Genomic DNA, 26,017 nt, shown 5'->3' with positions numbered 1-26,017 from the left:
CGGTAGCCGCGGCCTTGTGTCGCGATGGGCTGCGCAGCAGCCCCGGCAATTTGTGCTGGCTCCGAGATCCTGGGGCTGCTGCGCAGCCCATCGCGACACAAGGCCGCTCCTACACAGGCAACGCGTCGCCAAGGAATTCCGGGCAAAAAAAACCCCGGACTTCGTATGGGGAGGGGGAAGTTCGGGGTCCAAGTCCGGACCGCTAGGGCGGGGTCCAGATATCTGCCAACACTTAACACAACATAGGAGCATCGAAGGGCTTCACCAGCCATTCAGTTACTCTGAGTTCCACTTCACCGGTTTAGTTCCGAAGCCCTGAAAACTATTTGCGATAGTTTCATGAAGCCTCAGCACCCATGGCACTAACGGTGCCAGGATCCGCGTCACCACGTCGCAGATCCTACACAGCTTTCCCGGCTCAATCAGTGAGCTTCGTCCCAATTCGCACCAATTCCTGCTTCCACCAGCAGCGGCACATCCAGCTGCGCGGCCTGGCTCATGTGCTGGCGAATTTCATCTTTCACCTGTTGAACCAGGTCCTCACGCACCTCAAGCACCAATTCGTCGTGTACCTGCAGGATCACCCGGGCATCCAGCCCGCTCTCGCTCAGCCAGTTATCCACATTGACCATGGCACGCTTGATGATGTCGGCCGCAGTGCCCTGCATCGGTGCGTTGATTGCCGTGCGCTCGGCGCCTTTGCGCAGGGCCGGGTTCTTGGCGTTGATGTCTGGCAGGTACAGGCGGCGGCCGAACAGGGTTTCGACGAAACCTTGTTCCGCGGCTTGGGCACGTGTGCGCTCCATGTAGGCCAGCACGCCGGGGTAGCGGGCGAAGTAACGGTCGATGTAGTCCTGCGACTGCTTGCGGTCGACACCGATCTGCTTGGCCAGGCCAAATGCGCTCATGCCGTAGATCAGGCCGAAGTTGATCGCCTTGGCTTTGCGACGCTGGTCGGTAGTGACGTCTTCCAGCGCCACCCCGAACACTTCCGCAGCCGTGGCGCGGTGCACATCGAGGTCGTTGCGGAAGGCGTGCAGCAAGCCTTCGTCCTTGGCCAGGTGGGCCATGATGCGCAGCTCGATCTGCGAGTAGTCCGCGGCCAGCAGCTTGTAGCCGGGGCTGGCAACGAACGCTTGGCGAATCCGTCGGCCTTCGGCGGTACGGATCGGAATGTTCTGCAGGTTCGGGTCGCTCGACGACAGCCGGCCGGTAGCCGCCACCGCCTGCTGGTACGAGGTGTGAATACGCCCGGTGCGCGGGTTGATCTGCCCCGGCAGCTTGTCGGTGTAGGTGCTCTTGAGCTTGCTCAGGCTGCGGTACTGCATCAGTACTTCAGGCAGCGGGTAGCCTTGCTCGGCCAGCTCATCGAGCACGGCTTCGGCCGTAGAGGGTTGGCCTTTGGCGGTCTTGCTCAGCACCGGCATGCCCAGCTTGTCGTAAAGGATCGCGCCCAGCTGCTTGGGCGAGCCGAGGTTGAATTCTTCACCGGCCAGCTCGTAGGCACGCTGCTCCAGCTCGGCCATCTTCACGCCCAGCTCACCGCTTTGTACATGCAGCAACGCGGCATCGACCAGCGCGCCCTGGCGCTCGATCTTGGCCAGCACCGGCACCAGCGGCATCTCGATGTCCATCAGCACCGGCTGCAGGCTTGGCGTCTGTGCCAGGCGGGCCTGTAGCGCATGGTGCAGGCGCAGGGTGATATCGGCGTCTTCGGCGGCGTAGGGGCCGGCCTTGTCCAGGTTGATCTGGTTGAAAGTCAGCTGCTTGGCACCTTTGCCGGCGATGTCCTCGAAGGCGATGGTGCTGTGGTCGAGGTACTTCTGCGCCAGGCTGTCCATGTCGTGACGGGTGGCGGTGGAGTTGAGCACATACGACTCGAGCATGGTGTCGTAGGCCACGCCACGCATTTCAATGGCCGGCGAGGCATTGGCGAGGATGTTGATGTCGTACTTGGCGTTCTGCCCGACCTTGGCCTTGGTTGGGTCTTCCAGCAGCGGTTTCAGTGCCAGCAGCACGGCCGCGCGGTCCAGCTGTGCCGGAGCACCTTCGTAGTCGTGGTCCAGGGGCACGTAGGCGGCTTCATGCGGCTCGACGGCGAACGACAGGCCGACCAGCTGCGCCTGTTGGGCGTCCAGGCCGGTGGTCTCGGTGTCGAAGGCGAACAGCGGCGCCTGGCGCAGCTTTTCCAGCCAGGCGTCGAAGCGGGCCTGGTCGAGGATGGTTTCGTATTTCGGTTCGACCTTGGCTGCCGGCTCGTCAGCCACCGGGGCAACCACATCGCCCGCCTTGCTCGCCTCGCGCTGCACCTCGGCGACCCAGCTCTTGAACTCCATTTCGGTGTACAGCGCCAGCAACGCCTCACGGTCCGGCTCACCGCACACCAGTGCTTCGACTTCGACGTCCAGCGGCACGTCGCACTTGATGGTAGCCAGTTCGTAGGACAGGAACGCCGAATCGCGGTGCTCCTCCAGCTTGGCCGGCAGGGTCTTGGCGCCGCGGATAGCCAGGGTCGGCACCTTGTCGAGGTTGGCGTACAGGTCGCTGAGGCCGCCGCCGATACCGGTCAGCAGGCCGACTGCGGTCTTTTCACCAACGCCCGGCACACCGGGGATGTTGTCGACCTTGTCACCCATCAGGGCGAGGAAGTCGATGATGTGTTCCGGACCGACGCCAAACTTTTCGTGCACGCCGGCAACGTCCATCACGCTGCCGGTCATGGTGTTGACCAGGGTCACGTGGCCGTCCACCAGTTGCGCCATGTCCTTGTCACCGGTCGAGATGATCACCGGGCGGCCCTGGGTGGCACTGTTGCGCGCCAGGGTGCCGATCACGTCATCGGCCTCGACCCCTTCTACGCACAGCAGCGGGTAGCCCAGCGCCTTGACGCTGGCATGCAGCGGCTCGACCTGCACCCGCAGGTCGTCGGGCATGCTGGGGCGGTTGGCCTTGTATTCGGCGAACATGGCGTCACGGAAGGTGCCGCCCTTGGCGTCGAACACCACCGCGAACAGGCTGTCGGGGTATTGCTTGCGCAGGCTCTTGAGCATGTTCAGCACACCCTTCACCGCACCGGTCGGCATGCCTTTGGACGTGGTCAGCGGCGGCAGCGCGTGGAAGGCGCGGTACAGGTAGGAGGAACCGTCCACCAGGACGAGGGGCGCTTGGCTCATGAGCAGAATCAACCTTTTCGACGGGTCCGGCGCTAGAATAGCCAGAATCATTGACGACAAAGGGACTAGGTTATCATGCGTACACTCAATCGCCTGTTACTGCTCGGCCTGTTGGCAACCATGCCTGTCGTCACCCTGGCGGCGGACGATGCCCCCTCGGCCGATCCCGAGGTGACCATTCGCACGGAAGGCGACAAGACCATCCAGGAATACCGGCAGAACGGCTTCCTGTATGCGATCAAGATCACACCGAAAAACGGTAAGCCTTATTTCCTGGTACGCGCCGATGGCACCGATGCCAATTTCATTCGATCCGACCAGCCGGACATGCTGATTCCGTCCTGGAAGATCTTCGAGTGGTAATCTGACGCGCACCGTTCACATCAACCCGGCACTTCCCGGCGGAAGTGCCCGTATGGGCAATTTTTCATCATGTCAGTCTTCACCCCCGTGACCCGGCCTGAGCTGGAAACCTTTCTGGCGCCGTACGCGCTGGGCCGTCTGCTCGACTTCCAGGGCATTGCCGCCGGCACCGAGAACAGCAATTTCTTCGTCAGCCTCGAACAGGGGGAGTTCGTCCTGACGCTGATCGAGCGTGGGCCCGCCGAGGACATGCCGTTCTTCATCGAGCTGCTCGACACCCTGCACGCAGCCGACATGCCGGTGCCGTATGCCATTCGCGACCGCGACGGCCACGGCCTGCGCGAACTGTGCGGCAAGCCGGCGCTGCTGCAGCCACGGCTGTCGGGCAAGCACATCAAGGCCCCCAACGCCCAGCACTGCGCCCAGGTCGGCGAGCTGCTGGCGCACATTCACCTGGCCACCCGCGAGCACATCATCGAGCGCCGCACCGACCGTGGCCTGGACTGGATGCTGGCCTCGGGTGCCGAGCTACTGCCACGCCTGACTGCCGAACAAGCCGCGCTGCTGCAGCCGGCGCTGGACGAAATCGGCGCACACAAGGCGCAGATCCTGGCGTTGCCCCGGGCCAACCTGCATGCCGACCTGTTCCGCGACAACGTGATGTTCGAAGGCACCCACCTGACCGGTGTGATCGATTTCTACAACGCCTGCTCAGGGCCAATGCTGTATGACATCGCCATCACCGTGAACGACTGGTGCCTGGATGAGCATGGGGCAATCGACATGCCGCGCGCCCAGGCGCTGCTGGCAGCCTATGCGGCGCTGCGGCCGTTCACTGCAGCCGAGGCCGAGCTGTGGCCTGAGATGTTGCGGGTAGGCTGTGTGCGCTTCTGGCTGTCGCGCCTGATTGCGGCGGAATCGTTTGCCGGGATGGATGTGATGATCCATGACCCAAGCGAGTTCGAAGTGCGCCTGGCGCAGCGCCAGCAGGTGGCCTTGCACCTGCCGTTCGCTCTCTGATACCGCGTCCGCTTCTTCGCGGGTGAACCCGCTCCCACAGGTACGGCGATAGGCTTGAGACTAGCGCTGTCTCTGTGGGAGCGGGTTTACCCGCGAAGAGGCCGGAACAGGCTTAGAGCTGCTCCAGGCACCCAGCCAGGTCGCCACCCAGCTTCTCCAGCAAGCGCTCATAGCCCTTGCCATCCACCGGGTCAGTACCACCCAGTGCATCCAACTCGGCCAGGCGCACCGGCAACCCTGCAGTCAGGGTCTCGGCCAGGCGCGGGCGCAGTGGCGGCTCGCTGAACACACAGGTCTTGCCCACTTCCTGCAGGCGCTTGCGCATGGCCGCCACATGCTGCGCCCCCGGCTGCACCTCGGACGCCACGCTGAACACGCCGGTATGCTTCAGGCCATACTCCGCCTCGAAGTAGTCGAACGCCTCGTGGAACACGAAGTACGGCTTGTCGGCAATACCCGCCACCCGCGCTTTGATCCGCCCGTCCAGCGCATCCATACGGCCTAAAAAGGCCTTCAGGTTGCTCTGGTAGCGCGCCGCGTTGGCCGGGTCGGCCTGGGCCAGGTCAGCAGCCATTTTCCCCGCGATTACCCGTGCGTTGACCGACGATAGCCACAAGTGCGCATCCAGGCTACCTGGACGGTGGTCGTGGTCATGTTCATCGTGGTCCGCTTCCTCATGAGAATGGCTATCCTCGCCAAAATGCCGCAGCTTCATGCCCGGCAGCGACTGCACCGCCACCGTCGGCTTGCTGCGGCTGCCCAGTACGCGGGGCAGGAAGTTCTCCATGTCCGGGCCGATCCAGTACAGCAGGTCGGCATCGCCCACCCGCCGTACGTCGGACGGACGCAGGGCATAGTGGTGCGGCGAAGCACCTGGCGGCAGCAATACCTCAGGGCTGCCGACACCCTCCTGCACGGCAGCGGCAATCTGCTGCAGCGGTTTGATACTGGTCAGCACACGCACATCAGCCTGGGCCGAGCATGCGATGAAAGCGACAAAAAGGGCTAGAAATCGGGACACGGTGAATACTCGGGTCGTGAGAAACAGGTAACATAATAACGTCTCCATCCAGAACCGTCGCTGCCCATGTCCATCACGCCGCTGGCCAACCGTCCTCACGATCACTCCCATTGCGTCCACAGCGCACTGGCTGAAGCCGACGCCTTGTGCACCCGCCAGGGCCTGCGCCTGACCGCGCTGCGCCGCCGTGTGCTGGAGCTGGTGTGGCAAAGCCACAAGCCGCTGGGCGCCTACGACATCCTCGCCGTGCTCAGCGAGCAGGACGGCCGCCGCGCTGCACCACCCACGGTGTACCGCGCGCTGGACTTCCTGCTGGAAAACGGCCTGGTACACCGCATCGCCTCGCTCAACGCCTTCATCGGCTGCAGCCACCCCGAGCACGTGCACCAGGGCCAGTTCCTGATCTGCCGCGAATGCCACGTAGCCATCGAGCTGGAACAGAGCAGCATCAGCGAGGCCATCATCAACAGCGCCAAGGGCGTAGGCTTCACCGTCGAGACTCAGACCGTGGAAGTGGTCGGCCTGTGCGGCAACTGCCGGAGCGCGGCATGAGCGACACCCTGATCCGCCTTGAGCAGGTCGGCGTCACCTATGGCGGCGAGGCAGTGCTCGACAGCATCGACCTATCAGTTGCTCCCCGCCAGATCGTCACACTGATCGGCCCCAACGGCGCAGGTAAAACCACCTTGGTGCGCGCCGTACTCGGGCTGCTCAAACCGCACCGGGGCAAGGTCTGGCGCAAGCCGAAGCTACGCATCGGCTACATGCCGCAAAAAATCCAGGTTGATGCCACGCTGCCACTGTCGGTGCTGCGCTTCCTGCGCCTGGTGCCCGGGGTAGACCGCGCGGCAGCCTTGTCGGCGCTGCAGGAAGTGGGCGCCGAACAGGTTATCGACAGCCCGATCCAGACCATTTCCGGTGGTGAAATGCAGCGTGTGCTGCTGGCCCGCGCCCTGCTGCGCGAGCCCCAGCTGCTGGTGCTCGACGAGCCGGTTCAAGGCGTGGACGTGGTCGGCCAGACCGAGTTGTACAACCTCATCACCCGCCTGCGCGACCGCCACGGCTGCGGCGTGCTGATGGTGTCCCACGACCTGCACCTGGTGATGAGCGCCACTGACCAGGTGGTGTGCCTGAACCGCCATGTATGCTGCTCTGGCCACCCGGAGCACGTCAGCAACGACCCGGCCTTCGTCGAGCTGTTCGGCCAGAACGCCCCAAGCCTGGCCGTCTACCACCACCACCACGACCACAGCCACGACCTGCACGGCTCGGTGGTCGCCCCTGGCACCCATGTTCACGGAGAGCACTGCAAGCATGGCTGATTTTCTTCTCTACGCCTTGCTTGCGGGCCTTTCCCTGGCAGTGGTTGCGGGCCCGCTTGGCTCTTTCGTGGTGTGGCGGCGCATGGCGTATTTCGGCGACACCCTGTCCCACGCCGCACTGCTGGGCGTGGCTATGGGCTTCGTACTGGATGTAAGCCCGGCCCTGGCGGTAACCGTCGGCTGCCTGTTGCTGGCGATCCTGCTGGTGACCTTGCAACAACGCCAGCCGCTGGCCTCTGACACCCTGCTCGGCATCCTCGCCCCCAGTACCTTGTCGCTGGGCCTGGTGGTGCTGAGCTTCATGCACGACGTGCGCATCGACCTGATGGCCTACCTGTTCGGCGACCTGCTGGCCATCAGCACCACCGACCTGGCCTGGATCCTCGGTGGCAGTGCGCTGGTCCTGCTGCTGCTGGCCGTGCTCTGGCGGCCACTGCTGGCGGTTACCGTGCATGAAGAGCTGGCGATGGTAGAGGGCCTGCCCGTGGCTGGCCTGCGCATGGCGCTGATGCTGCTGATTGCCGTGGTGATTGCCGTCGCCATGAAGATCGTCGGCGTGTTGCTGATCACCTCGCTGTTGATCATCCCCGCCGCTGCGGCGCAGCGTCACGCCCGCTCGCCCGAGCAAATGGCTCTGGGCGCCAGCCTGCTGGGCGTGACTGCCGTTTGCGGTGGCCTGGCCATGTCCTGGTTCAAGGACACCCCCGCCGGGCCGTCGATCGTGGTCTGTGCAGCGGTGCTATTCTTGCTGAGCCTGGCCCTGCCAAAGCGCTGAAAACAGGGCGTGCGCAGGCACGCCTTGCAACCTTTTGCCCGGTAAAGGGTCTGTAAGACCTGTTTTCGAGCGTGCGCACCTGGGTGTAGACTTGCTCGCTTTTTGCGCAAATAGAGAGTCGCAGGAATGAAGCCGTTTGCCTCCCGTTATCTGCTTGTTGCCGCGTTTTCCCTGTTCCTGGCTGCCTGCTCCAGTGCGCCGGTCGAGCAGGCCTCCGCACCTGCCCAAGCCGATGCCTGGCAGCAGTTGCAGCAGAACATCGCCAGTAACGAACTGGCCACCGCCGAAGACCAGCTGGCTGCCCTGCAGGCCCAGTCGCCGGATGATGCGCGCCTGGAGCAATACCAGCGCCAGTTGGCCGAAGCTTACCTGCAACGTAGCCAGATCGTGTTGCAGAAGGGTGATGTAAACGCGGCCGCTACCGCCCTGGCCCGTGCCCGGGCACTGATGCCGCAGGCCCCGGCAGTGACGGGTGGCGATCCTCTTTCCCAGGCCCGCAAGGCGGAGCTGGAGAAGGCCGAGGCTGCGTTGAAGGCCGCCGAAGCCAAGCCCAGGGCACGCATCATCGACCCGACCGCGCCAAGCACCGTGGTGGCGTTGAAGACCACCGACAGCCGCGCCATGCGCCGCCAGCTGGATGAAATTGCTGCCGATGTGGTGAGCTACGACTGTGAAGTGGTGTTCCAGGTGCCGCGCACTGACGATGCGCCGTGGCTGAAGACCTTGCTGGAGAAGCGCGTGCGCAAGATTGACAGCAGGTTTGAGCTGAAGCAGAAGCATGAGATTCAGCGTTCGCTGCCGGCCCAGGTGGTTTTGGTACCGCATCAGCAGTAAAAAGCTTCGCGGGTAAACCCGCTCCCACAGGGATATTCACAGGTTTCGAGGCCGGTGCTGTATCTGTGGGAGCGGGTTCACCCGCGAAGGGGCTGTATCAGGCAGGAACAGATTCCGCAGCCGCCTCCCGCTCCCAAACCCGGTGCCCCTCTACCGCTTTGACAAAGGCATCCACCACCTTCTGTTCATCCCCAAGCAACAACCCCTTGTCCTCCTTGAGCCCCAGCGCTTTGATCAAGTCCTTGGTCAACACCAGCGCCTTCAGGTGCTTGTAGCCCTCCAGCAAGAAGTGCTTGGCCAACCCGCTAGCCGCCAGGGCATCGGTTGAAGCCTTGCCCGCAGGCACCACAATCCCGTCGAACATGATCGATGGCATCCCCTCCATCGACGCATCCACCGGCAGCTGTTTGCCATCGGCCGCCTTCACCGGCGCCGAGGTCGGACCCAACAGCATCGGCCGGGCGCTGTGCGCCTCCAGCGCCTTCACCAGCCGGTCCACGCTCGCGGCATCCACGCCATCGGCTACCAGCAGGGCGATCTTGCGCCCTTTGATACCCACGTCACCGGGGTGGTTCATCTGGCTCAACGCCTTGGATTGCGCGGGTTTGCTGCCCTTCACCTTGACCGTTCCCTGCTTGGGCGCAGGCAGCCCCAGGTTCGCTGCCACAGCGGCGGCCAGCTTCAGGTCGATGTTGGCGAGGATCTCGTTCACCTCCCGCTGGCGGATGCTTTCCCGCTCCACCTTGCCCAACTCGAAGCTATAGGCCTTGATGATGTGCTGCTGCTCGGTCGGGCTCATGCTCTGGAAGAACAGCCGAGCCTGCGAAAAGTGATCACCAAACGACTCGCTGCGCTGGCGGATCTTGTGCGCATCGATGCGCTCCTGATAGCTCTCGAAGCCGCCGTCCTGCGCCGCAGGTGGCGTTTCTTTCGGCCAGCCGCCATCGATGGAATTGGGCTCGTACGAAGCCCGGCCCTTGTCGATGGTCATGCGGTGCATGGCATCGCGCTGGCTGCTGTGGTTGGGCGCTACCGGCCGGTTGATCGGGATTTCATGGAAGTTCGGCCCACCCAGGCGGCTGATCTGCGTATCGGTATAAGAGAACAGCCGGCCCTGCAGCAGCGGGTCATTGGTGAAGTCGATGCCCGGCACAATGTGCCCCGGGCAGAACGCGACCTGTTCGGTTTCGGCAAAGAAGTTGTCGGGGTTGCGGTTGAGCACCATCTTGCCCAGCAAGGTGACCGGCACCAGCTCTTCGGGAATCAGCTTGGTCGGGTCGAGCAGGTCGAAGTCATACTTGTGCTCGTCGGCCTCGGGCACGATCTGCACGCCCAGCTCCCATTCCGGGTAGTCACCGGTCTCGATGGCATCCCACAGGTCGCGCCGGTGGTAGTCGGTGTCCTTGCCGGCCAGCTTCTGCGCTTCGTCCCACAGCACCGAGTGCACGCCCTGGCGCGGCTTCCAGTGGAACTTGACGAAGCTGGCCACGCCCTCGGCGTTGATCAGGCGGAAGGTGTGCACGCCAAAGCCTTCCATCATCCGCAGGCTGCGTGGGATGGCGCGGTCGGACATGGCCCAGATCACCATGTGCGCTGACTCCGGCACCAGCGAAACAAAGTCCCAGAACGTGTCATGCGCTGAGCCGCCCGTGGGCATCTCGTTGTGAGGTTCAGGCTTTACCGCATGCACAAAGTCGGGGAACTTGATGGCATCCTGGATGAAGAACACCGGCATGTTGTTGCCAACCAGATCGAAATTGCCTTCATCGGTGTAGAACTTGACGGCAAAGCCGCGTACATCGCGCACCGTATCGCCTGAGCCTCGCGGCCCCTGGACCGTGGAAAAGCGCACGAACACTGGGGTGATCTTCTCCGGGTCCTGCAGGAAACCGGCCTTGGTCAGCTCGGCATGGCAGCCGTAGCTCTGGAAGTAACCGTGCGCCCCAGTACCGCGGGCATGCACGATCCGCTCAGGGATGCGCTCATGGTCGAAGTGGGTGATCTTCTCGCGCATGATGAAGTCTTCAAGCAGCGACGGCCCACGCGCACCGGCCTTGAGGCTGTTCTGGTTGTCGGCCACCTTCACCCCTTGGTTGGTGCGCAGCGCCTGGCCGGTGGCATCGCTGCGGAACGCTTCAAGGCTCTGCAGCTTGGCGTTGGTGTTGGCCCGGTCCGGGGTCTGGGTGCCGGCGGCTTCACTGTGCTTCGGCGCGTCCGTGTTCTTGCTGGGCATGGTCGGCTCTCCTCGTCAGTCTTCAGGCGTGCCCGTTTCGGGCTTGTGCAAGTAGTGACTGGAAGGCTTTGCCGAGCGTTCAATCAGGATTACCGGTTGTCGCGATATGCCCGAAGGATTGGTGCATTACGAAATAAATGCTAAGAACAGCTATGGGAAAAGGCTAAAATGCGCGACCCCAGCTAACCGCTGACCCAAATTCCATGCGCCCCACAAGGTTCGCTACGTGATCGAGTTCCAACAGGTACATAAAACCTACCGCGTTGCCGGTAGGGAAATCCCCGCACTGAATCCGACCAGCCTGACCATCGAAGATGGCCAGGTGTTCGGCCTGATCGGCCATTCCGGCGCCGGCAAAAGCACCATGCTGCGCCTGATCAACCGGCTGGAAGAGCCTTCCGGCGGCAAGATCATCGTCGACGGCGAAGACGTCACCGCGTTCAACGCCAACCAGTTGCGCGGCTTCCGCCAACAGGTCGGCATGATCTTCCAGCACTTCAACCTGCTGGCCTCCAAAACCGTCGCCGACAACGTTGCCCTGCCACTGACCCTGGCCGGCGAGCTGTCGCGCAGCGAAATCGACAAGCGCGTGACCGAGCTGCTGGCCCGCGTCGGCCTGTCGGACCATGCCAAAAAGTACCCGGCGCAGTTGTCCGGCGGCCAAAAGCAGCGGGTCGGCATCGCTCGCGCCTTGTCCACCAACCCGAAGATCCTGCTGTGTGACGAGGCCACCAGCGCCCTCGACCCGCAAACCACGGCCTCGGTCCTGCAACTGCTGGCCGAGATCAACCGTGAACTGAAGCTGACCATCGTGCTGATCACCCACGAGATGGACGTGATCCGCCGGGTCTGCGACCGCGTGGCAGTGATGGACGCCGGCCAGATCGTCGAGCAAGGCTCGGTGGCCGACGTGTTCCTGCACCCACAGCACGCCACCACCAAGCGCTTTGTCCAGGAAGACGAGCAGGTTGACGAAGGTGAGCAGCGCGACGACTTCGCCCACGTACCGGGCCGTATCGTGCGCCTGACCTTCCAGGGCGACGCCACCTACGCACCGCTGCTGGGCACCGTGGCCCGTGAAACCGGTGTGGACTACAGCATCCTCGCCGGGCGTATCGACCGTATCAAGGATGTCCCCTATGGCCAGCTCACCCTCGCCCTGATTGGCGGTGACATGGAAGCGGCGTTCGCCCGCTTCAAGGCAGCTGATGTACATATGGAGGTACTGCGTTGATGGACGCCCTGAATTTCTTCGCCAACGTCGACTGGGCCGAAATCTGGCTGGCCACCATCGACACCATGATCATGCTGTTCGGCTCGCTGTTCTTCACTGTGCTGCTGGGCCTGCCGCTGGGCGTGCTGCTGTTCCTGTGCGGGCCGAAGCAGATGTTCGAGCAGAAGGGCGTGTATGCGCTGCTGTCGCTTATCGTCAACATCCTGCGCTCGCTGCCGTTCATCATCCTGCTGATCGTGATGATCCCGTTCACCGTACTCATCACCGGCACCTCGCTGGGCGTCGCCGGTGCCATTCCGCCACTGGTGGTGGGTGCTACGCCGTTCTTCGCGCGCCTGGTGGAAACCGCCCTGCGCGAGGTGGACCGCGGCATCATCGAGGCCACCCAGTCGATGGGCGCCACCACCCGCCAGATCATCACCAGCGCCCTGCTGCCGGAAGCCCGCCCGGGCATCTTCGCAGCCATTACCGTAACCGCCATCACCCTGGTGTCGTACACCGCCATGGCCGGTGTGGTTGGCGCCGGCGGCCTGGGCGACCTGGCTATCCGCTTCGGCTACCAGCGTTTCCAGACCGATGTAATGGTGGTGACCGTGGTCCTGCTGCTGGTACTGGTGCAAGTGCTGCAGAGTGTGGGCGACAAACTGGTCGTGCATTTTTCCCGTAAGTAACCCCAATGGGGTCGGCCCGGCCGACCCGTTCGGGGGCCGTCGCGGCCCTCACAAGGAGTGATCAATGAAGAAGCTGCTTGCTGTTGTCGCCGCTGTCGCGGCCTTCTCGGCCCACGCCGAATCCCTGACTGTCGCCGCTACCCCGGTGCCGCACGCCGAGATCCTCAACTTCGTCAAACCGCAGTTGGCAAAAGAGGGCGTGGAGCTGAAGGTCAAGGAATTCACCGACTACATCCAGCCGAACGTGCAGGTTGCAGAAAAGCGCCTGGACGCCAACTTCTTCCAGCACCAGCCATACCTGGATGAGTTCAACAAGGCCAAGGGCACCAACCTGGTGAGCGTGGCCGGCGTGCACATCGAGCCGCTGGGCGTGTACTCGACCAAGATCAAGAAGCTGGACGAGCTGTCTTCCGGCGCCACCGTGGTCATCCCGAATGATGCCACCAACGGCGGCCGCGCCCTGCTGCTGCTGGACAAGGCCGGCGTGATCAAGCTGAAGGACAACAAGAACATCCTGTCGACCGTGAAGGATGTTGCCGAGAACCCGAAAAACGTGAAGTTCCGCGAGCTGGAAGCCGCCACCATCCCGCGTGTGCTGACCCAGGTCGATGCCGCCCTGATCAACACCAACTACGCGCTGGAAGCCAAGCTGAACCCAGAGAAAGACGCCCTGGCCATCGAAGGCAGCGACTCGCCTTACGTGAATATCCTGGTTGCCCGCCCGGACAACAAGGACTCGGAAGACATGAAGAAGCTGGCAGCTGCACTGCACTCGCCTGAGGTGAAGCAGTTCATCAACGAGAAGTACAAGGGCGCTGTGGTTCCGGCGTTCTAAGCCGAACAATCGCGCTGGATTCTTCGCGGGTAAACCCGCTCCCACAGGGAAATCACAGGGCCTGACGCTGATGATATTCCTGTGGGAGCGGGTTTACCCGCGAAGCTTTTGGGGCCCACTCAATCCCGCTTCACCAGCCCTGGCAACTGCGCCACCAGCTTCTGGTTGTTGAACGGCGCCCGAATAAACCCACGCTGACGCCCATCCGGCCCCACAACCGCCAGGTTGCCGCTGTGGTCCACGGTATAACCCGGCTTGCTGGTATCCGCCGGAATGAACGGAATGCTCAAGGCATTCGCCAGCTTCTGGGTATCCTCGATCGACCCCGCCACCCCGACAAAATCCTTGTCGAAATAGCCCAGGTACTGCTTCAGCTGGTTCGGCGTGTCGCGGTTCGGGTCCACGCTCACCAAAACCACCTGCAGCCGGTCGACGGCTTCCTTGGGCAGCTCGCTCTTCACCTGGCGCAGCTGGGCCAAGGTGGTCGGGCAGATGTCCGGGCAGTAGGTGTAGCCAAAGAACAGCAGCGACCATTTGCCCTTCAGGTCATCCAGCTCAACTGGCTGGCCGTCCTGGTTGGTCATGGTCACATCGGCCACAGTGCGGCTTTGCGGCAGCAGGATGATGCCGGCGTCGATCAGCTCCGTGGGGTTGGGCTGGTCGCGGCCATTGAGCACCTTGTTGACGGTCAGGCCCAGGATCAACGCGACCAGGGCAACGAGAATGAAGACGGTTTTCTGGGTTCGGGTCATAGGTTCAGCAACAGGTAGTGGTCGAGGAGCAACGCGATGAACAGCGCGAACAGGTAGCCAATAGAGTACTTGAAGGTGCCGATCGCCGCGTGCGGCCGGCTGCCACGGTACAACACCCAGGCCCATTGCAGGAAGCGCAGGCCCAAGGCCAGGGCACAGGCCAGGTACAGCGGCCCGCTCATGTGGATGGCATACGGCAGCAGGCTCACCGCCAGCAAAATCAGGGTGTACAACAGGATATGCAGCTTGGTGTAACGCTCGCCGTGCGTCACCGGCAGCATCGGGATGTCGGCCTTGGCGTACTCCTCCTTGCGGTGAATGGCCAAGGCCCAGAAGTGCGGTGGGGTCCAGGCGAAGATGATCAGCACCAGCAACAGTGGCTCGGCACTGACATGGCCGCTGACCGCCACCCAGCCGAGCAGGGGCGGGGCCGCGCCGGCCAGGCCACCGATAACGATGTTCTGTGGCGTCGCGCGCTTTAGAAAGCCGGTGTAGAGCACCGCATAGCCGAGCAACGAGGCCAGGGTCAGCCAGGCGGTAAGGGCGTTGGTGAACACCAGCAGCAGGGCCATGCCCAGCAGCGCCAGGGCCAGGGCGAACAGCAACGCCGGCAGCGGTTCGACCCGGCCCTGGGCCAATGGCCGTTTATGGGTGCGCGCCATCAGTGCATCGATGCGCCGGTCCACCACATGGTTGACCACCGCCGCGCTGCCGGCGCACAGGCCGATACCCAGGTTGCCGAACAGCAGGACGCTCCAGCCCACACCCGCGCGGGTGGCGAGGAACATGCCCGCCAGCGAGGTGATCAGCATCAACACCACTACCTTGGGTTTGGTCAGCTCCAGATAATCGCGCCAACTGGCCCGCCGTGCACTCAGAAGCGTCGCCACGAATCGTTCCTCATGTGATGGGAAATGCCGACGCCGGTCACCGGCCGCAGGCGCCAGCCATGGCCGACACCCACGCGCACCTTGTCGACCACGCGAATGCGGTAGTTCACCAGGACCATGCTCAGCAGCAACAGCGCGCCACCCGCGTTGTGCGCCACCGCTACAGCCAACGGCAGGTGGAACACGACATTGCTGATGCCCAGGCCCACTTGCAGGGCCAGCGCCAGCAGTACCAGCCGCGCCAGGCCGGGCAGGCCACAGCGGTGCAGCTTCCAGCTGAGCATCAGCAGCACGCAGGTCACCAATAGCGCCCCCAGGCGATGGCTGATGTGGATGGCCGTGCGCGCATCACTGTCCAGTTGCCCGCCCAGGTAATTGGGGCCGACGTGCTGGGTCAGGTGGAAGCCGTTGCTGAAGTCCGCTGCAGGCCACCATTGGCCATGGCAGGTGGGCAGGTCGATACAGGCAACCGCCGCATAGTTGGCGCTGACCCAGCCGCCCAGGGCGATCTGGCCGATCACCACCAGCAAGGCCAGCGCAGCGATGCGGCGCAGGCTCAATGGCAGTTTGGGCAAGGGGGCAAAGGCCCGGGATAGACGCAGGGACAACAGGAACAGCAAGCTCAGGGTCGTGAACCCGCCGAGCAAGTGCGCGGTGACCACCTGCGGCCACAGCTTCAGGGTGACTGTCCACATGCCGAACGCCGCCTGGGCCAGTACCACGCCCAGCAGCAGCACCGGCAGGCGATACGGCTGGCCATCGCGCGCATGCCGGCGCACGGCCTGCCAGGCGAGCAGGGCGATCACCACGGCCAGGGTGCCGGCGAAATAGCGGTGGACCATCTCGGCCCAGCCTTTGGCTGCCTCCACCGGGTGCTCGGGGAAGTGCAGCTCGGCATGGGCCAGCTGCGCGTCGCTCTTGGGCACGCTGATGAAACCGTAGCAACCTGGCCAGTCGGGGCAGCCAAGGCCGGCATGGGTCAGGCGGGTGTAGGCACCGAGCAGGACAACCAGCAGTGCCAGCAGGGTGGCGAACACAGCAAGGCGGAATCCGGGTCTGGCCATGGCAGGCTCCTAGCCGATGTTGGACAGCTTGAGCAGGTGACGCAGGTCATCCAGTACATGCTTGCCGTTGACCTTGCCGTCGTAGCGCAGCACCAGGTTGCCGTGCGGGTCGACGATCCACAGTTGCGGGCCGGCCTCGCCGACTTGCTGCAGATAACGCTGCGCATCCAGCGGGTAGCGTTGCAACTGCGGGTATTCGCGGCCGAGCAGCGCCTGGAAGTCGTCGCTCAGCGGCTGGGCGGCAGCCAGCGCATGGCTGGCGCGGCTGGCATCGCGACCCAGGCCGACCTGGATCTGCCGGGCCAGGTACACCAGGCGCTGGCAGTCTTCGGTGCAAGCCGCAGGCGCGCTGACCAGCAACTGCCAGCGCTGGTCCTGACCGGCCACGCCGATATCGGCACGGCTTTCGCCGTTGCCGATCATGGCGCCGTGGTAACTGCGGCCATCCGGCACCCAGAAGTTGAGCTTGTACATGCTGGTGGCCAGGATCATCGGCCCAAGCACCACCAACAGGATCAGCAACAGCTGTAAACGCCCGCGGGCTCTGGGTTTGCTACGTTCAGGCACTTCCAGGGGAGTGGCGGTGGCCATGGCGTTTCTCCTTGTTTTGGTGCCAGCCGAAATAGAGGTAAAGCAGAACCAGGGCGGTCGCCAGGGCAAACCACTGCACGGCGTAGCCCAAGTGTTTTTCCGGGCCCATGGCCACGACCGGCCAATCCAGGCGGTAAGTCGCCGGGCCGGGCTCCAGGCGCAATTCGTGGGCATAACCTTCACGGCCGAGCTGCGGCCAAAGCTGCGCAGCATCGATTACGGTCAGCAGGTGCGGCCACTGGCCGCCGGTGGGGTCGGGGTGCAGCTGGAAGGTGCTGCCAGGTGCGACATACACCGAGGCGTCGAGGGCCAAGGCTTGGGCAGGGGTGTCGAAGTGCACCGGCACGCGACGGTCAGGCCAAGGTAACCAGCCGCGATTGACCAGCAACCACTGGCCGCTGGCCTGGTCATGGAACGGTTGCAGCAACTCGACACCGGCCTGACCGTCGCGCATGCGGTTGTCCAGCAACAGGCTGTGCTCGGCGTCGAAGCGGCCGTACAGGTGCACGCGGCGGAAGGCGTTGTCTTCGTTGCTGGTCAACTGGGCCGTGGCCAATGGCGCTTCGATGCGCCGCTCGGCGTAACTGGCCAGCAGCACGCGCTTTTCCTCAGCACGGCCGAGTTGCCAGCAGCCAAGCGCGATCAGCCCCGGCAGCAGCGCAAGCACCACCAGGGTCGGTATCCAGCCTGGGCGAAATGGCCTCACGGGCACCTCGCTATACTTATCCACATCACCGCATCCCCTCGGAGTAGCGCCATGCTCAAGGCCGCGATTGTCCTGATGCTGTTGGCCACCATTGCCAGCCTGTTCAGTGGCCTGGTGTTTCTGGTCAAGGACGACGAAAACTCGACCCGCCTGCTGAAAGCGCTGACAGTGCGGGTGACCCTGGCGGCCCTGACCATCGGCCTGGTCGCCTGGGGTTTCATCAGTGGTCAGCTGGTATCTCATGCCCCTTTCTGAAGTTTTCAGCTGACCCTGTAGGAGCGGGTTTACCCGCGAATGCGATGTTGAATGTGCCGGCGCATTCGCGGGTAAACCCGCTCCTACAGGGTTCTCTGTTCACAGCACGTATACGAAGATGAACAACCCCACCCACACCACATCGACGAAGTGCCAGTACCAGCTGGCCGCCTCGAAACCAAAGTGTTTCTCCGGGTTGAAGTGCCCGCGCAAGATGCGCACGAACATCACGATCAGGATGATCGTGCCCAGGGTCACGTGCGCACCGTGGAAGCCGGTAAGCATGAAGAACGTTGCCCCGTAGATTCCCGAGCCCAGCGTCAGCCCCAACTTGGTATAGGCCTCGTGGTACTCGAAGGCCTGAAGAGCGATAAAGCAGATGCCCAGCAAAATGGTCAGCGCCATCCAGAATTTCAGTGGCCCACGGTGGTCACGGCGCAGGGCATGGTGGGCAATGGTGATGGTCACGCTGGAACTGACCAGCAGGATGGTGTTGATCAGCGGCAGGTGCCACGGGTCGATCACCTCCTTGGGCGGCGGAAACAGTTTCGGGTCGGGCGTATGCAGCAGCGGCCAGGTGAACTCGAAAGTCGGCCACAGCATGTGCGCTACGCCTTTGGCCCCTTCGCCCCCCAGCCACGGCCCGGCCAGCACACGCACGTAGAACAGCGCGCCGAAGAAAGCCAGGAAGAACATCACTTCGGAGAAGATGAACCAGCTCATGCCCCAGCGGAACGAGCGGTCCAGCTGCGGGCTGTACAAGCCGGCGCGGCTTTCCTTGACCACCGCCCCGAACCAGCCGAACAGCATGTAGGCCAGGAACAACGCACCGACGAAGAAGATCAGCGGCCCGTGCGAATCCGGGTGGCCGGCCTTCATGTCGTTGAACCAGGTGCCCAGGCCGAACACGGTAATGAACATGCCGATGGTGGCGATGATCGGCCACTTGCTCTGCGCCGGGACATAGTAGTGCTCATGACTTGCCATTGCTGTTCTCCTTCCCTTAACGGGCGCCCTGGACGCCCTGGGCGGCAACATGCGCGACCGGCGGGTGGCGAGCGGTGATGTCGAACAAGGTGTAGGCCAGTGTCAGGTGCTTCACGCTGGCCGGCAGGTCGCGGTCGACGATGAAGCGCACCGGCATCTCGATGCGTTCGCCGGGCTGCAGCACCTGCTGGGTAAAGCAGAAGCACTCGGTCTTGTGGAAATACGCCGCGGCCTCGGCCGGGGTGATGCTGGGTATCGCCTGCGCACTCATCGGCCGGTCGGTCGGGTTGTGCGCGATGAAGATCATCTGGTTCACCGCCCCCGGGTTGACCTCGAGCTGGTCAGCCGTGGAGTAGAAGTCCCAGACCATGTCGCTGGCATTGGTCGACATGAACTGCACCCGTACCGAACGCGAGGGGTCGCTGACCTGGCTGCCTTCGTACTGCCCGCCGGTCTTGCCGTTGATGCCGAAGGCCTTGCACATCACGTCGTAGATCGGCACCAGCGCAAAGCCGAAGGCGAACATCACCACCGTCAGCATCAGCAGCCGCGTTACCAGGCGTTTCAGCGACAGGCCGTTCATGGCAGCGCTCCTACTTCACTTCCGGTGGTGTCTGGAAGGTGTGGTAAGGCGCAGGCGAGGGGATCGACCACTCCAGGCCTTCAGCGCCATCCCAGGGTTTGGCCGGAGCCGGATCGCCGCCGCGGATGCACTTGATGACGATGAACAGGAAGAAGATCTGCGTGGCACCGAACATGAACGCGCCGATCGACGAGACCATGTTGAAGTCGGCGAACTGCAGGTTGTAGTCGGGGATACGCCGTGGCATGCCGGCCAGCCCCACGAAGTGCATGGGGAAGAAGGCCATGTTCATGCCGATGAACGACAGCCAGAAGTGCAGCTTGCCGAGGGTTTCGTCGTACATGTGGCCGGTCCACTTCGGCAGCCAGTAGTAGGCCGAGGCGAAGATGCCGAAGATCGCCCCGGGCACCAGCACATAGTGGAAGTGCGCCACCACGAAGTAGGTGTCGTGGTACTGGAAGTCCGCCGGGGCAATCGCCAGCATCAACCCGCTGAAGCCGCCGATGGTGAACAGGATGACGAAGGCGATGGCGAACAGCATCGGTGTTTCGAAGGTGAGCGAGCCTTCCCACATGGTGCTCACCCAGTTGAACACCTTCACCCCGGTGGGCACGGCAATCAGCATGGTGGCGTACATGAAGAACAGCTCGCCGACCACCGGAATGCCGACCACGAACATGTGGTGGGCCCAAACAATGAACGACAGGAAGGCGATGGCGCCAGTGGCGTACACCATGGAGGTGTAGCCGAACAGTGGCTTGCGCGAGAACGCCGGGATGATCGAGCTGACCGCACCGAAGGCGGGCAGGATCATGATGTACACCTCGGGGTGGCCGAAGAACCAGAACACATGCTGGAACAGCACCGGGTCGCCGCCACCGGCGGCACTGAAGAAACTGGTACCGAAGTGGATGTCCATCAGCATCATGGTCACCACGCCGGCCAGCACCGGCATCACGGCAATCAGCAGGAACGCGGTAATCAGCCAGGTCCAGACGAACAACGGCATTTTCATCAGGGTCATGCCTGGGGCGCGCAGGTTGAGGATGGTGGCGATCACGTTGATCGCGCCCATGATCGAGCTGATGCCCATCAGGTGGATGGCGAAAATGAAGAAGGTGACGCTGGCTGGCGCATAGGTGGTCGACAGCGGGGCGTAGAAGGTCCAGCCGAAGTTCGGCCCGCCGCCGGGGCTGAACAGGGTCGAGACCAGCAGCAGGAAGGCCGCCGGCAGCAGCCAGAAGCTGAAGTTGTTCATGCGCGGCAGGGCCATGTCCGGCGCGCCGATCATCAGCGGGATCATCCAGTTGGCCAGGCCGACAAAGGCCGGCATCACGGCGCCGAACACCATGATCAGGCCATGCATGGTGGTCATCTGGTTGAAGAACGCCGGCTCGACGATCTGCAGCCCAGGCTGGAACAGCTCGGCGCGAATCACCATGGCGAACGAGCCACCGAGCAGGAACATCATGAAGGCGAACCACAGGTACATGGTGCCGATGTCTTTATGGTTGGTGGTCAGCACCCAGCGCATCAGGCCCTTGGCCGGGCCGTGCGCATGGTCATGGCCGTGGGCGTGGTCGTCGATCACTGCACTCATGTCCTGTCTCCTGCAATCCATTGATTGCCGCGAGTAACCCGGTTCACTTGGCTTCTGCCTGCTTCAGCGCCAGCACGTCCTTCGGCGTGACCATGTCGCCCTTGTTGTTGCCCCAGGCGTTGCGCTCGTAGGTGACCACGGCGGCGATGTCGACTTCCGACAGCTGCTTGCCGAAGGCGGCCATGGCGGTGCCCGGCTTGCCGTGGAAGACAATGCTCAGGTGGCCTTCCTTCGGCCCGGTGGCGATTTTCGAGCCCTTGAGCGCCGGGAACATCGGCGGCAGGCCCTGGCCTTCGGCCTGGTGACAGGCCACGCAGGTGGTGTGGTAAACCTTGTCGCCGCGCTCCACCAACTCTTCCAGGGTCCATTCCTTGCTGGTCAGCTCCTTGAGCTTGGCGGCCTCGGCCTTGCGCTCGCCAAGCCAGGTGTCGTAGTCGGCCTTGGACTTCACCTCGACCACCACCGGCATGAAACCGTGGTCCTTGCCACACAGTTCGGTGCACTGACCGCGGTAGATGCCGGGCTTTTCGATACGGGTCCAGGCTTCGTTGACGAAGCCGGGGATGGCGTCGCGCTTGACCGCGAACGCCGGCACCCACCAGGAGTGGATCACGTCGGCGGCAGTGACCAGGAAGCGCACCTTGGCGCCCACCGGCAGCACCAGCGGCTGGTCGACCTCCAGCAGGTAATGCTCGTCTTTGGGCGCCTTGTTGTGGATCTGCTCGGCGGGCGTGGCCAGGTTGCTGAAGAACTCCACGTCCTGGCCCAGGTATTTGTAGTGCCACTTCCACTGGTAGCCGGTGACCTGGATGTCGATGTCCGACTCGCTGGCGTCGTAGATGTCGATCAGGGTCTTGGTGGCCGGGATGGCCATGACCACCAGGATCAGGAAGGGGACCACCGTCCAGAGGATTTCCACCCAGGTATGCTCGTGGAAATGCGCGGCCTGCTGGCCGGTGGAGCGGCGGTGGACGACCATGGACCAGAACATCGCACCAAATACCACGATGCCGATGATCACGCAGATCCAGAAGATGGTCATGTGCAGGTCGAAGACGGCGTTGGAGACTTCCGTCGCCCCTGGGTGCATGTTCACGGTCCAGGCCGCATTGGCCTGACCAAAAACCGACCACAACAGGAGGCCCATCCAGACATGTGGATGTCGCATCATTGCGGGTTCCCCTTCTAATTCTTGTTGTCCCGGAGGCGTGGCCTGCGGCAAGAGGGAACGGCGGTCAAGACTGCCTGGCTTCGACGACCGAGCCCCTGCTAAAAGCAGTCGGGCCTCATCAACGAATCACGTTCAACGGGAGTATAGACAGCGACCAATGGCACGCAATGCAGCCTGTGAAATGAACTTCACTAAATGACCAAATGGCCTGAAAAGCGCGTGCTTGATAGGGTATGGCCAAATAATGGCCATTCGATATGCCTGAGAGCGCACACGTTTGCGAGATTTATAACAAATACGTCTTAGGTATTCTGTATACCGAGCTAATTTAGTGTCTTCCGTTTGAAACGTAATGTCCCTGGAGTTGTCATGAACATCGCTGCTGTACGCGAGCAGGTAAGCCAAGCCCATCAACACGAAGGCCAGACCGGCCAATTGAAAGCGCGTCTCGAGCTGCAACTGCCCCACCTGCACCCCTCGATCCAACTGCCTGAGCAGGACGCCCAGGGTACTTTGGCGCGCTTCGTCAGCGCCTACATCGACCAGGTTCCGGAACTGTTGGAGGCCGCCCACGCGGTTGCCCGCGAGGCCGGGATCGAATCGCAGATCAAACCGGTACTGAAAATTGCCGAGGCGTACTTTCTGCAGCCACCCGAGGTGATGCAAGGGCATGTGGGCCTGGACTGCCTGCTGGACGAAGCCTACCTGGCGCATCGCCTGGTGGAAGAAGTGAACGACCTGTACATCCGCCACTTCAAGCAGCCGTTGATTCCGGTCGACACCACGGTGGCCAACCTGATCGCTCACCAGTTGATTGGCGAACCCTTTGCAAACCAGCTGGATGAAGTGGTGCACCACTCGGTTGACGAAATGCTCGATGACGCGAGCTTTGCGGTGGAGTCGGTAGAGGCTTATCGCGAGAAATTGAGCAGCCCGGAAACCGGCGCGGCGTGGAAGCGCTGGCCTTGCCTGTCGCGTCAGCTGGGTGTTGAGCTGGGTCAACCGGCCTGATTACTCCTGTTCCGGCCTATTCGCGGGTAAACCCGCTCCTACACAAGTTTCATGTCGATACGAAATCTGTGTAGGAGCGGGTTCACCCGCGAATAGGCCAGTTCAGACGATACAAAACTTCCGGCTCTAGGCCCCAACCCCCGCCGTAGTCCGCAACCGCCCCTCGATCCGCCGCTTCAACCGCCGCTGTTCAATCAACAACCGCGACCCATTCGCCGAATTGCTCCGCCCCCAATCCTCCAGCAGCTCAAGGCACGAGTGGTCGATATAGCTCAGGTTACCCAGCGGCACATGCAGCGTGGTCCCCGCTGGCACCCCATCCAGCACCTGGGTCAGCGCCGGCACCTTGAGGAAAGTGGCCGCGCCACTGAGCCTCAACTCCATATGCCCAGCCTTCTCCAGGCTGACCAGGTTGATCCGCAGCCGCGCCGCCTTGAACGCCAGCTTCAGCAAGGTCAGGGCAAAGCCGAGCAGTACACCCGTCAACAGGTCGGTGAAGATGATCGCCAGCGCCGTCACCGCGTAGGTGAACATCGGCATGCGGCCATAGCGGCCCAGCCCGCGAAACGCCTTGAAGTCGACCAGCTTGACCCCTGTAAACACCAGCACCCCCGCCAGGCTCGCCACCGGGATCTGCTGCAGCACGCTGCTCAGCGCGACCACGAAGGCCAGCAACCACAAGCCATGGAAGATCGCCGAGGCCCGGGTTTGCGCCCCGGCCTGGACGTTGGCCGAGCTGCGCACGATCACCCCGGTCATTGGCAGGGCACCGAGAATCCCGCACAGCATGTTGCCGATGCCCTGCGCCGACAGCTCGCGGTCGAAGTCCGAACGCTGGCCGCTGTGCATGCGGTCGACCGCTGCGGCCGACAGCAAGGTTTCGGCGCTGGCGATGAACGCCAGGGCAAAGGCGGCGACCAGCAGGGCAGGGTCGGCCAGTTGCATCAGGTCACCCGGGCGAAGCCAATCAATGGCCTCGGACAGGTCTGCCGGCACCTGCACGCGGTTCACCGGCAACGTCAGCCACATGCTCACGGCGGTCATACTCGTTACCCCGAGCAGGGCACCCGGCACGAACCGTAACCGCTGCGGCCGCAAGCGCTCCCAGCCCCACATGATGGCAATGGTCCCCAGGCCCAGCGCACCGGCTATCCAGCCAGCGCCAGCGTTCTCCTGCGGCAGGGCCGCGCTCAAGGTTGCCGGGAATTCCAACAGGTTTTGCAGGCCCGAGGGCTGCGGCGCGGTATCGAACATCACATGCACCTGCGACAGCACGATCAGCACACCAATCCCCGCCAGCATGCCGTACACCACCGCCGGTGCGGTAACCCGGAACCAGCAGCCCAGGCGCAGCCGCCCGGCCACCAACTGCAGCAGACCGGCCAGCAACAGGATCGGCCCGAGCATGGCGATGCCGTGCTGGCGTACCAACTCGAACACCAACACCGCAAGGCCCGCGGCGGGGCCACTGACCTGCAGCGGCGAACCGGCGAGGAAACCGACGACAACACCGCCGATAATGCCGGTAACCAGGCCTTTTGCAGGTGGCATGCCCGAAGCAATCGCAATGCCCATGCACAACGGCAGGGCCACCAGGAAGACCACCACCGAAGCCAGCAACTCACGCGGCAGGGCCGCTTTCAACTGTGTAATGTTCACTGTGTTTCTCCTTTATCCAGTCGCACAGCCGTTCCTCTGGCCGTGGGCACATTTGTCCCTGACAAGCGCGCAGGCGCGGGCCGCCAGCGGGCGTGCCGGCAAGGCAGTCAGGGAATTCAAGGCAGCAGAAGGCCGCGCCACACCCCTACAGGGTGCAGCCGGCTATCAAGGTTTCAGCGGGCGGACGGGTCGCTTAGTAGCGGCCTCTCGGAGTGGCGCAGGGGACTGGCTCGCCAGCAGCCAAAGGCATGAAGCTGTCGCTGGCGGCGTCGTAGGCTTCGATCTTGCTGGTCTCGATGTCGTACACCCAGCCATGGATGAACAGCTCGCCAGCGGCCAGGCGCGAAGCCACCGAAGGGTGGGTACGCAAGTGATGCAGCTGGGCGATGACGTTTTCCTTGGTCAGCACTTGCATCGTTTCATGTTCGCTGCCGCACGAGCAGTTGTTCTCGACCACGGTGCGGGCCACCTCGGCGTGGCGCAGCCAGGCACCGACGGTTGGCATCTTGTCCAGCGAATGCGGGTTGAGCACCGCACGCATCGCGCCACAGTCGGAGTGGCCGCAGATGATGATGTGGTGCACTTTCAGCGCTAGCACCGCGTACTCGATGGCGCTGGAAACGCCGCCGTTCATCTGGCCATAAGGCGGTACCACGTTACCCACGTTACGGGTCACGAACAGGTCGCCAGGCGAGCTTTGGGTGATCAGCTCGGGCACGATGCGCGAGTCGGCACAGGTGATGAACATGGCGCGTGGGGTTTGCGCAGTGGCGAGCTTCTTGAACAGCTCTTGCTGATCGGGGAAGACATCATGGTGAAAGCGCAGGAAGCCGTCGACGATGTGCTTCAAAGCAGCATCGGCGCTTTCCGCGGGGACCTGCGGTACGACCTTGGATGGGTCCTTGACGGGCATGATTCATCCTCTTGACGGTGTGTAGGTAAATCCATTTTACCGGTGAAAGATTCTGGCTATGCAGGGATTTAGATGACACGCACGGGCCATAGATCACAGTCGGTGTGGACTGATTTCCTACGCTAGCGGGGAAAACTTAACTGAAACTTAATTCGAAGGCTCTAGAACGGGTGTTCCAGATGGAAAAGGCGGGATCTGGATAATAGCAAAAAAACATCAGCTGCCAATATGTATTAGCGTAATTATTGGCTGCCATTAGTGGGGTTGTGAGCAGAGCGCGGACTTTGTAGGAGCGGGGGTTTTTTGGGGGGGGGGGGGGGGGGGGGGGGGGGGGGGGGGGGGGGGGGGGGGGGG

General features: G+C 63.0%; 25 protein-coding genes. 11 read left to right on the top strand and 14 right to left on the bottom strand.

Features of this window, described 5'->3' with window-relative positions:
* Positions 1–422 precede the first annotated feature (422 nt).
* Positions 423–3,173: a DNA polymerase I gene (gene polA, locus IAE39_RS22575; RefSeq protein WP_201206688.1), complete on the bottom strand. Its 2,751-nt coding sequence runs from the start codon at positions 3,171–3,173 to the stop codon at positions 423–425.
* Positions 3,174–3,248: 75 nt separating this feature from the next.
* On the opposite strand from polA, the gene IAE39_RS22570 reads away from it, so the two are divergent.
* Positions 3,249–3,536, top strand: a complete 288-nt coding sequence (locus tag IAE39_RS22570) for a DUF2782 domain-containing protein (RefSeq protein ID WP_010951520.1) — start codon at positions 3,249–3,251, stop codon at positions 3,534–3,536.
* A gap of 69 nt (positions 3,537–3,605) precedes the next feature.
* Positions 3,606–4,556: a homoserine kinase gene (locus IAE39_RS22565; RefSeq protein ID WP_201206686.1), complete on the top strand. Its 951-nt coding sequence runs from the start codon at positions 3,606–3,608 to the stop codon at positions 4,554–4,556.
* Between the two features lie 112 nt (positions 4,557–4,668).
* On the opposite strand, the gene IAE39_RS22560 is transcribed toward IAE39_RS22565, so the two are convergent.
* On the bottom strand, positions 4,669–5,625 hold the full coding sequence (locus IAE39_RS22560) for a zinc ABC transporter substrate-binding protein (RefSeq protein WP_201206684.1): 957 nt from the start codon (positions 5,623–5,625) through the stop codon (positions 4,669–4,671).
* A gap of 18 nt (positions 5,626–5,643) precedes the next feature.
* Here IAE39_RS22560 and zur point away from each other — a divergent pair, with 18 nt between their 5' ends.
* The 4 genes from zur (at position 5,644) to IAE39_RS22540 (ending at position 8,508) form a co-directional block, all read left to right on the top strand.
* Positions 5,644–6,129, top strand: a complete 486-nt coding sequence (zur, locus tag IAE39_RS22555) for a zinc uptake transcriptional repressor Zur (protein ID WP_105947068.1) — start codon at positions 5,644–5,646, stop codon at positions 6,127–6,129.
* Complete coding sequence (gene znuC / locus IAE39_RS22550) at positions 6,126–6,899, top strand: zinc ABC transporter ATP-binding protein ZnuC (RefSeq protein WP_201206682.1); 774 nt, start codon at positions 6,126–6,128, stop codon at positions 6,897–6,899. The genes zur and znuC overlap by 4 nt, the downstream gene beginning before the upstream one ends.
* Positions 6,892–7,674: a zinc ABC transporter permease subunit ZnuB gene (gene znuB, locus IAE39_RS22545; RefSeq protein WP_019099207.1), complete on the top strand. Its 783-nt coding sequence runs from the start codon at positions 6,892–6,894 to the stop codon at positions 7,672–7,674. The genes znuC and znuB overlap by 8 nt, the downstream gene beginning before the upstream one ends.
* Positions 7,675–7,800: 126 nt before the next feature.
* Complete coding sequence (locus IAE39_RS22540) at positions 7,801–8,508, top strand: PA5502 family lipoprotein (protein ID WP_201206680.1); 708 nt, start codon at positions 7,801–7,803, stop codon at positions 8,506–8,508.
* A gap of 97 nt (positions 8,509–8,605) precedes the next feature.
* Here the strand turns inward: IAE39_RS22540 and katE are convergent, their stop codons facing one another.
* The gene (gene katE, locus IAE39_RS22535) at positions 8,606–10,741 is read right to left on the bottom strand and encodes a catalase HPII (RefSeq protein WP_201206679.1); all 2,136 of its coding nucleotides are present in this window, start codon (positions 10,739–10,741) and stop codon (positions 8,606–8,608) included.
* A gap of 226 nt (positions 10,742–10,967) precedes the next feature.
* Here katE and IAE39_RS22530 point away from each other — a divergent pair, with 226 nt between their 5' ends.
* The 3 genes from IAE39_RS22530 (at position 10,968) to IAE39_RS22520 (ending at position 13,481) form a co-directional block, all read left to right on the top strand.
* A complete protein-coding gene (locus tag IAE39_RS22530) occupies positions 10,968–11,975 on the top strand; it encodes a methionine ABC transporter ATP-binding protein (RefSeq protein ID WP_201206677.1) in 1,008 nt (335 codons plus the stop codon).
* Entirely contained in the window at positions 11,975–12,646 is a 672-nt protein-coding gene (locus tag IAE39_RS22525; RefSeq protein WP_201206675.1) for a methionine ABC transporter permease, read from the top strand. The genes IAE39_RS22530 and IAE39_RS22525 overlap by 1 nt, the downstream gene beginning before the upstream one ends.
* A 64-nt stretch (positions 12,647–12,710) precedes the next feature.
* On the top strand, positions 12,711–13,481 hold the full coding sequence (locus tag IAE39_RS22520; protein WP_201206673.1) for a MetQ/NlpA family ABC transporter substrate-binding protein: 771 nt from the start codon (positions 12,711–12,713) through the stop codon (positions 13,479–13,481).
* A gap of 119 nt (positions 13,482–13,600) precedes the next feature.
* Here IAE39_RS22520 and IAE39_RS22515 read toward each other — a convergent pair whose 3' ends face one another.
* From IAE39_RS22515 to IAE39_RS22495, 5 genes are read right to left on the bottom strand one after another with little or no spacing between them, the layout of a single operon-like run.
* Entirely contained in the window at positions 13,601–14,233 is a 633-nt protein-coding gene (locus IAE39_RS22515) for an SCO family protein (protein WP_201206671.1), read from the bottom strand.
* Positions 14,230–15,123 (bottom strand): heme o synthase, encoded by an 894-nt coding sequence (gene cyoE, locus IAE39_RS22510; RefSeq protein ID WP_201206669.1) that lies wholly within the window; start codon positions 15,121–15,123, stop codon positions 14,230–14,232. Before cyoE ends, IAE39_RS22515 begins: the two co-directional genes overlap by 4 nt.
* On the bottom strand, positions 15,108–16,187 hold the full coding sequence (locus IAE39_RS22505; RefSeq protein ID WP_201206667.1) for a COX15/CtaA family protein: 1,080 nt from the start codon (positions 16,185–16,187) through the stop codon (positions 15,108–15,110). Before IAE39_RS22505 ends, cyoE begins: the two co-directional genes overlap by 16 nt.
* A 9-nt stretch (positions 16,188–16,196) precedes the next feature.
* Positions 16,197–16,778, bottom strand: a complete 582-nt coding sequence (locus tag IAE39_RS22500; protein WP_201206664.1) for a hypothetical protein — start codon at positions 16,776–16,778, stop codon at positions 16,197–16,199.
* On the bottom strand, positions 16,747–17,484 hold the full coding sequence (locus tag IAE39_RS22495) for an SURF1 family protein (protein WP_201206662.1): 738 nt from the start codon (positions 17,482–17,484) through the stop codon (positions 16,747–16,749). The genes IAE39_RS22500 and IAE39_RS22495 overlap by 32 nt, the downstream gene beginning before the upstream one ends.
* A gap of 51 nt (positions 17,485–17,535) precedes the next feature.
* Here IAE39_RS22495 and IAE39_RS22490 point away from each other — a divergent pair, with 51 nt between their 5' ends.
* On the top strand, positions 17,536–17,739 hold the full coding sequence (locus IAE39_RS22490) for a twin transmembrane helix small protein (RefSeq protein ID WP_003258925.1): 204 nt from the start codon (positions 17,536–17,538) through the stop codon (positions 17,737–17,739).
* Between the two features lie 99 nt (positions 17,740–17,838).
* Here IAE39_RS22490 and IAE39_RS22485 read toward each other — a convergent pair whose 3' ends face one another.
* Genes IAE39_RS22485 through coxB form a run of 4 tightly spaced genes read right to left on the bottom strand, consistent with a single transcriptional unit; the run spans position 17,839 to position 22,080 of the window.
* Positions 17,839–18,726: a cytochrome c oxidase subunit 3 gene (locus IAE39_RS22485; RefSeq protein ID WP_201206660.1), complete on the bottom strand. Its 888-nt coding sequence runs from the start codon at positions 18,724–18,726 to the stop codon at positions 17,839–17,841.
* A gap of 16 nt (positions 18,727–18,742) precedes the next feature.
* Positions 18,743–19,309 (bottom strand): cytochrome c oxidase assembly protein, encoded by a 567-nt coding sequence (locus IAE39_RS22480; protein WP_201206658.1) that lies wholly within the window; start codon positions 19,307–19,309, stop codon positions 18,743–18,745.
* Positions 19,310–19,319: 10 nt separating this feature from the next.
* Positions 19,320–20,909 carry a cytochrome c oxidase subunit I gene (gene ctaD, locus IAE39_RS22475; RefSeq protein ID WP_201206656.1) on the bottom strand — a complete coding sequence of 530 codons (1,590 nt, stop codon included), beginning with the start codon at positions 20,907–20,909 and terminating at the stop codon, positions 19,320–19,322.
* A 43-nt stretch (positions 20,910–20,952) separates the two neighbouring features.
* Positions 20,953–22,080: a cytochrome c oxidase subunit II gene (gene coxB / locus IAE39_RS22470; protein WP_201206654.1), complete on the bottom strand. Its 1,128-nt coding sequence runs from the start codon at positions 22,078–22,080 to the stop codon at positions 20,953–20,955.
* A gap of 369 nt (positions 22,081–22,449) precedes the next feature.
* Between coxB and IAE39_RS22465 the strand changes: the two genes are divergently transcribed.
* Positions 22,450–23,091, top strand: a complete 642-nt coding sequence (locus IAE39_RS22465) for a hypothetical protein (protein WP_201206652.1) — start codon at positions 22,450–22,452, stop codon at positions 23,089–23,091.
* 126 nt (positions 23,092–23,217) lie between these two features.
* Here the strand turns inward: IAE39_RS22465 and IAE39_RS22460 are convergent, their stop codons facing one another.
* Both IAE39_RS22460 and IAE39_RS22455 read right to left on the bottom strand, forming a co-directional pair.
* Positions 23,218–24,750 (bottom strand): SulP family inorganic anion transporter, encoded by a 1,533-nt coding sequence (locus IAE39_RS22460; RefSeq protein ID WP_201206650.1) that lies wholly within the window; start codon positions 24,748–24,750, stop codon positions 23,218–23,220.
* Positions 24,751–24,943: 193 nt separating this feature from the next.
* Positions 24,944–25,663 carry a carbonic anhydrase gene (locus IAE39_RS22455; protein ID WP_201206648.1) on the bottom strand — a complete coding sequence of 240 codons (720 nt, stop codon included), beginning with the start codon at positions 25,661–25,663 and terminating at the stop codon, positions 24,944–24,946.
* Positions 25,664–26,017: the final 354 nt, after the last annotated feature.

The organism is Pseudomonas sp. S37 (assembly GCF_016658545.1).
Lineage (GTDB): Bacteria > Pseudomonadota > Gammaproteobacteria > Pseudomonadales > Pseudomonadaceae > Aquipseudomonas.
The sequence above is the reverse complement of the archived record's forward strand: the minus strand, read 5'-3'. Positions and strand labels throughout refer to the sequence as shown.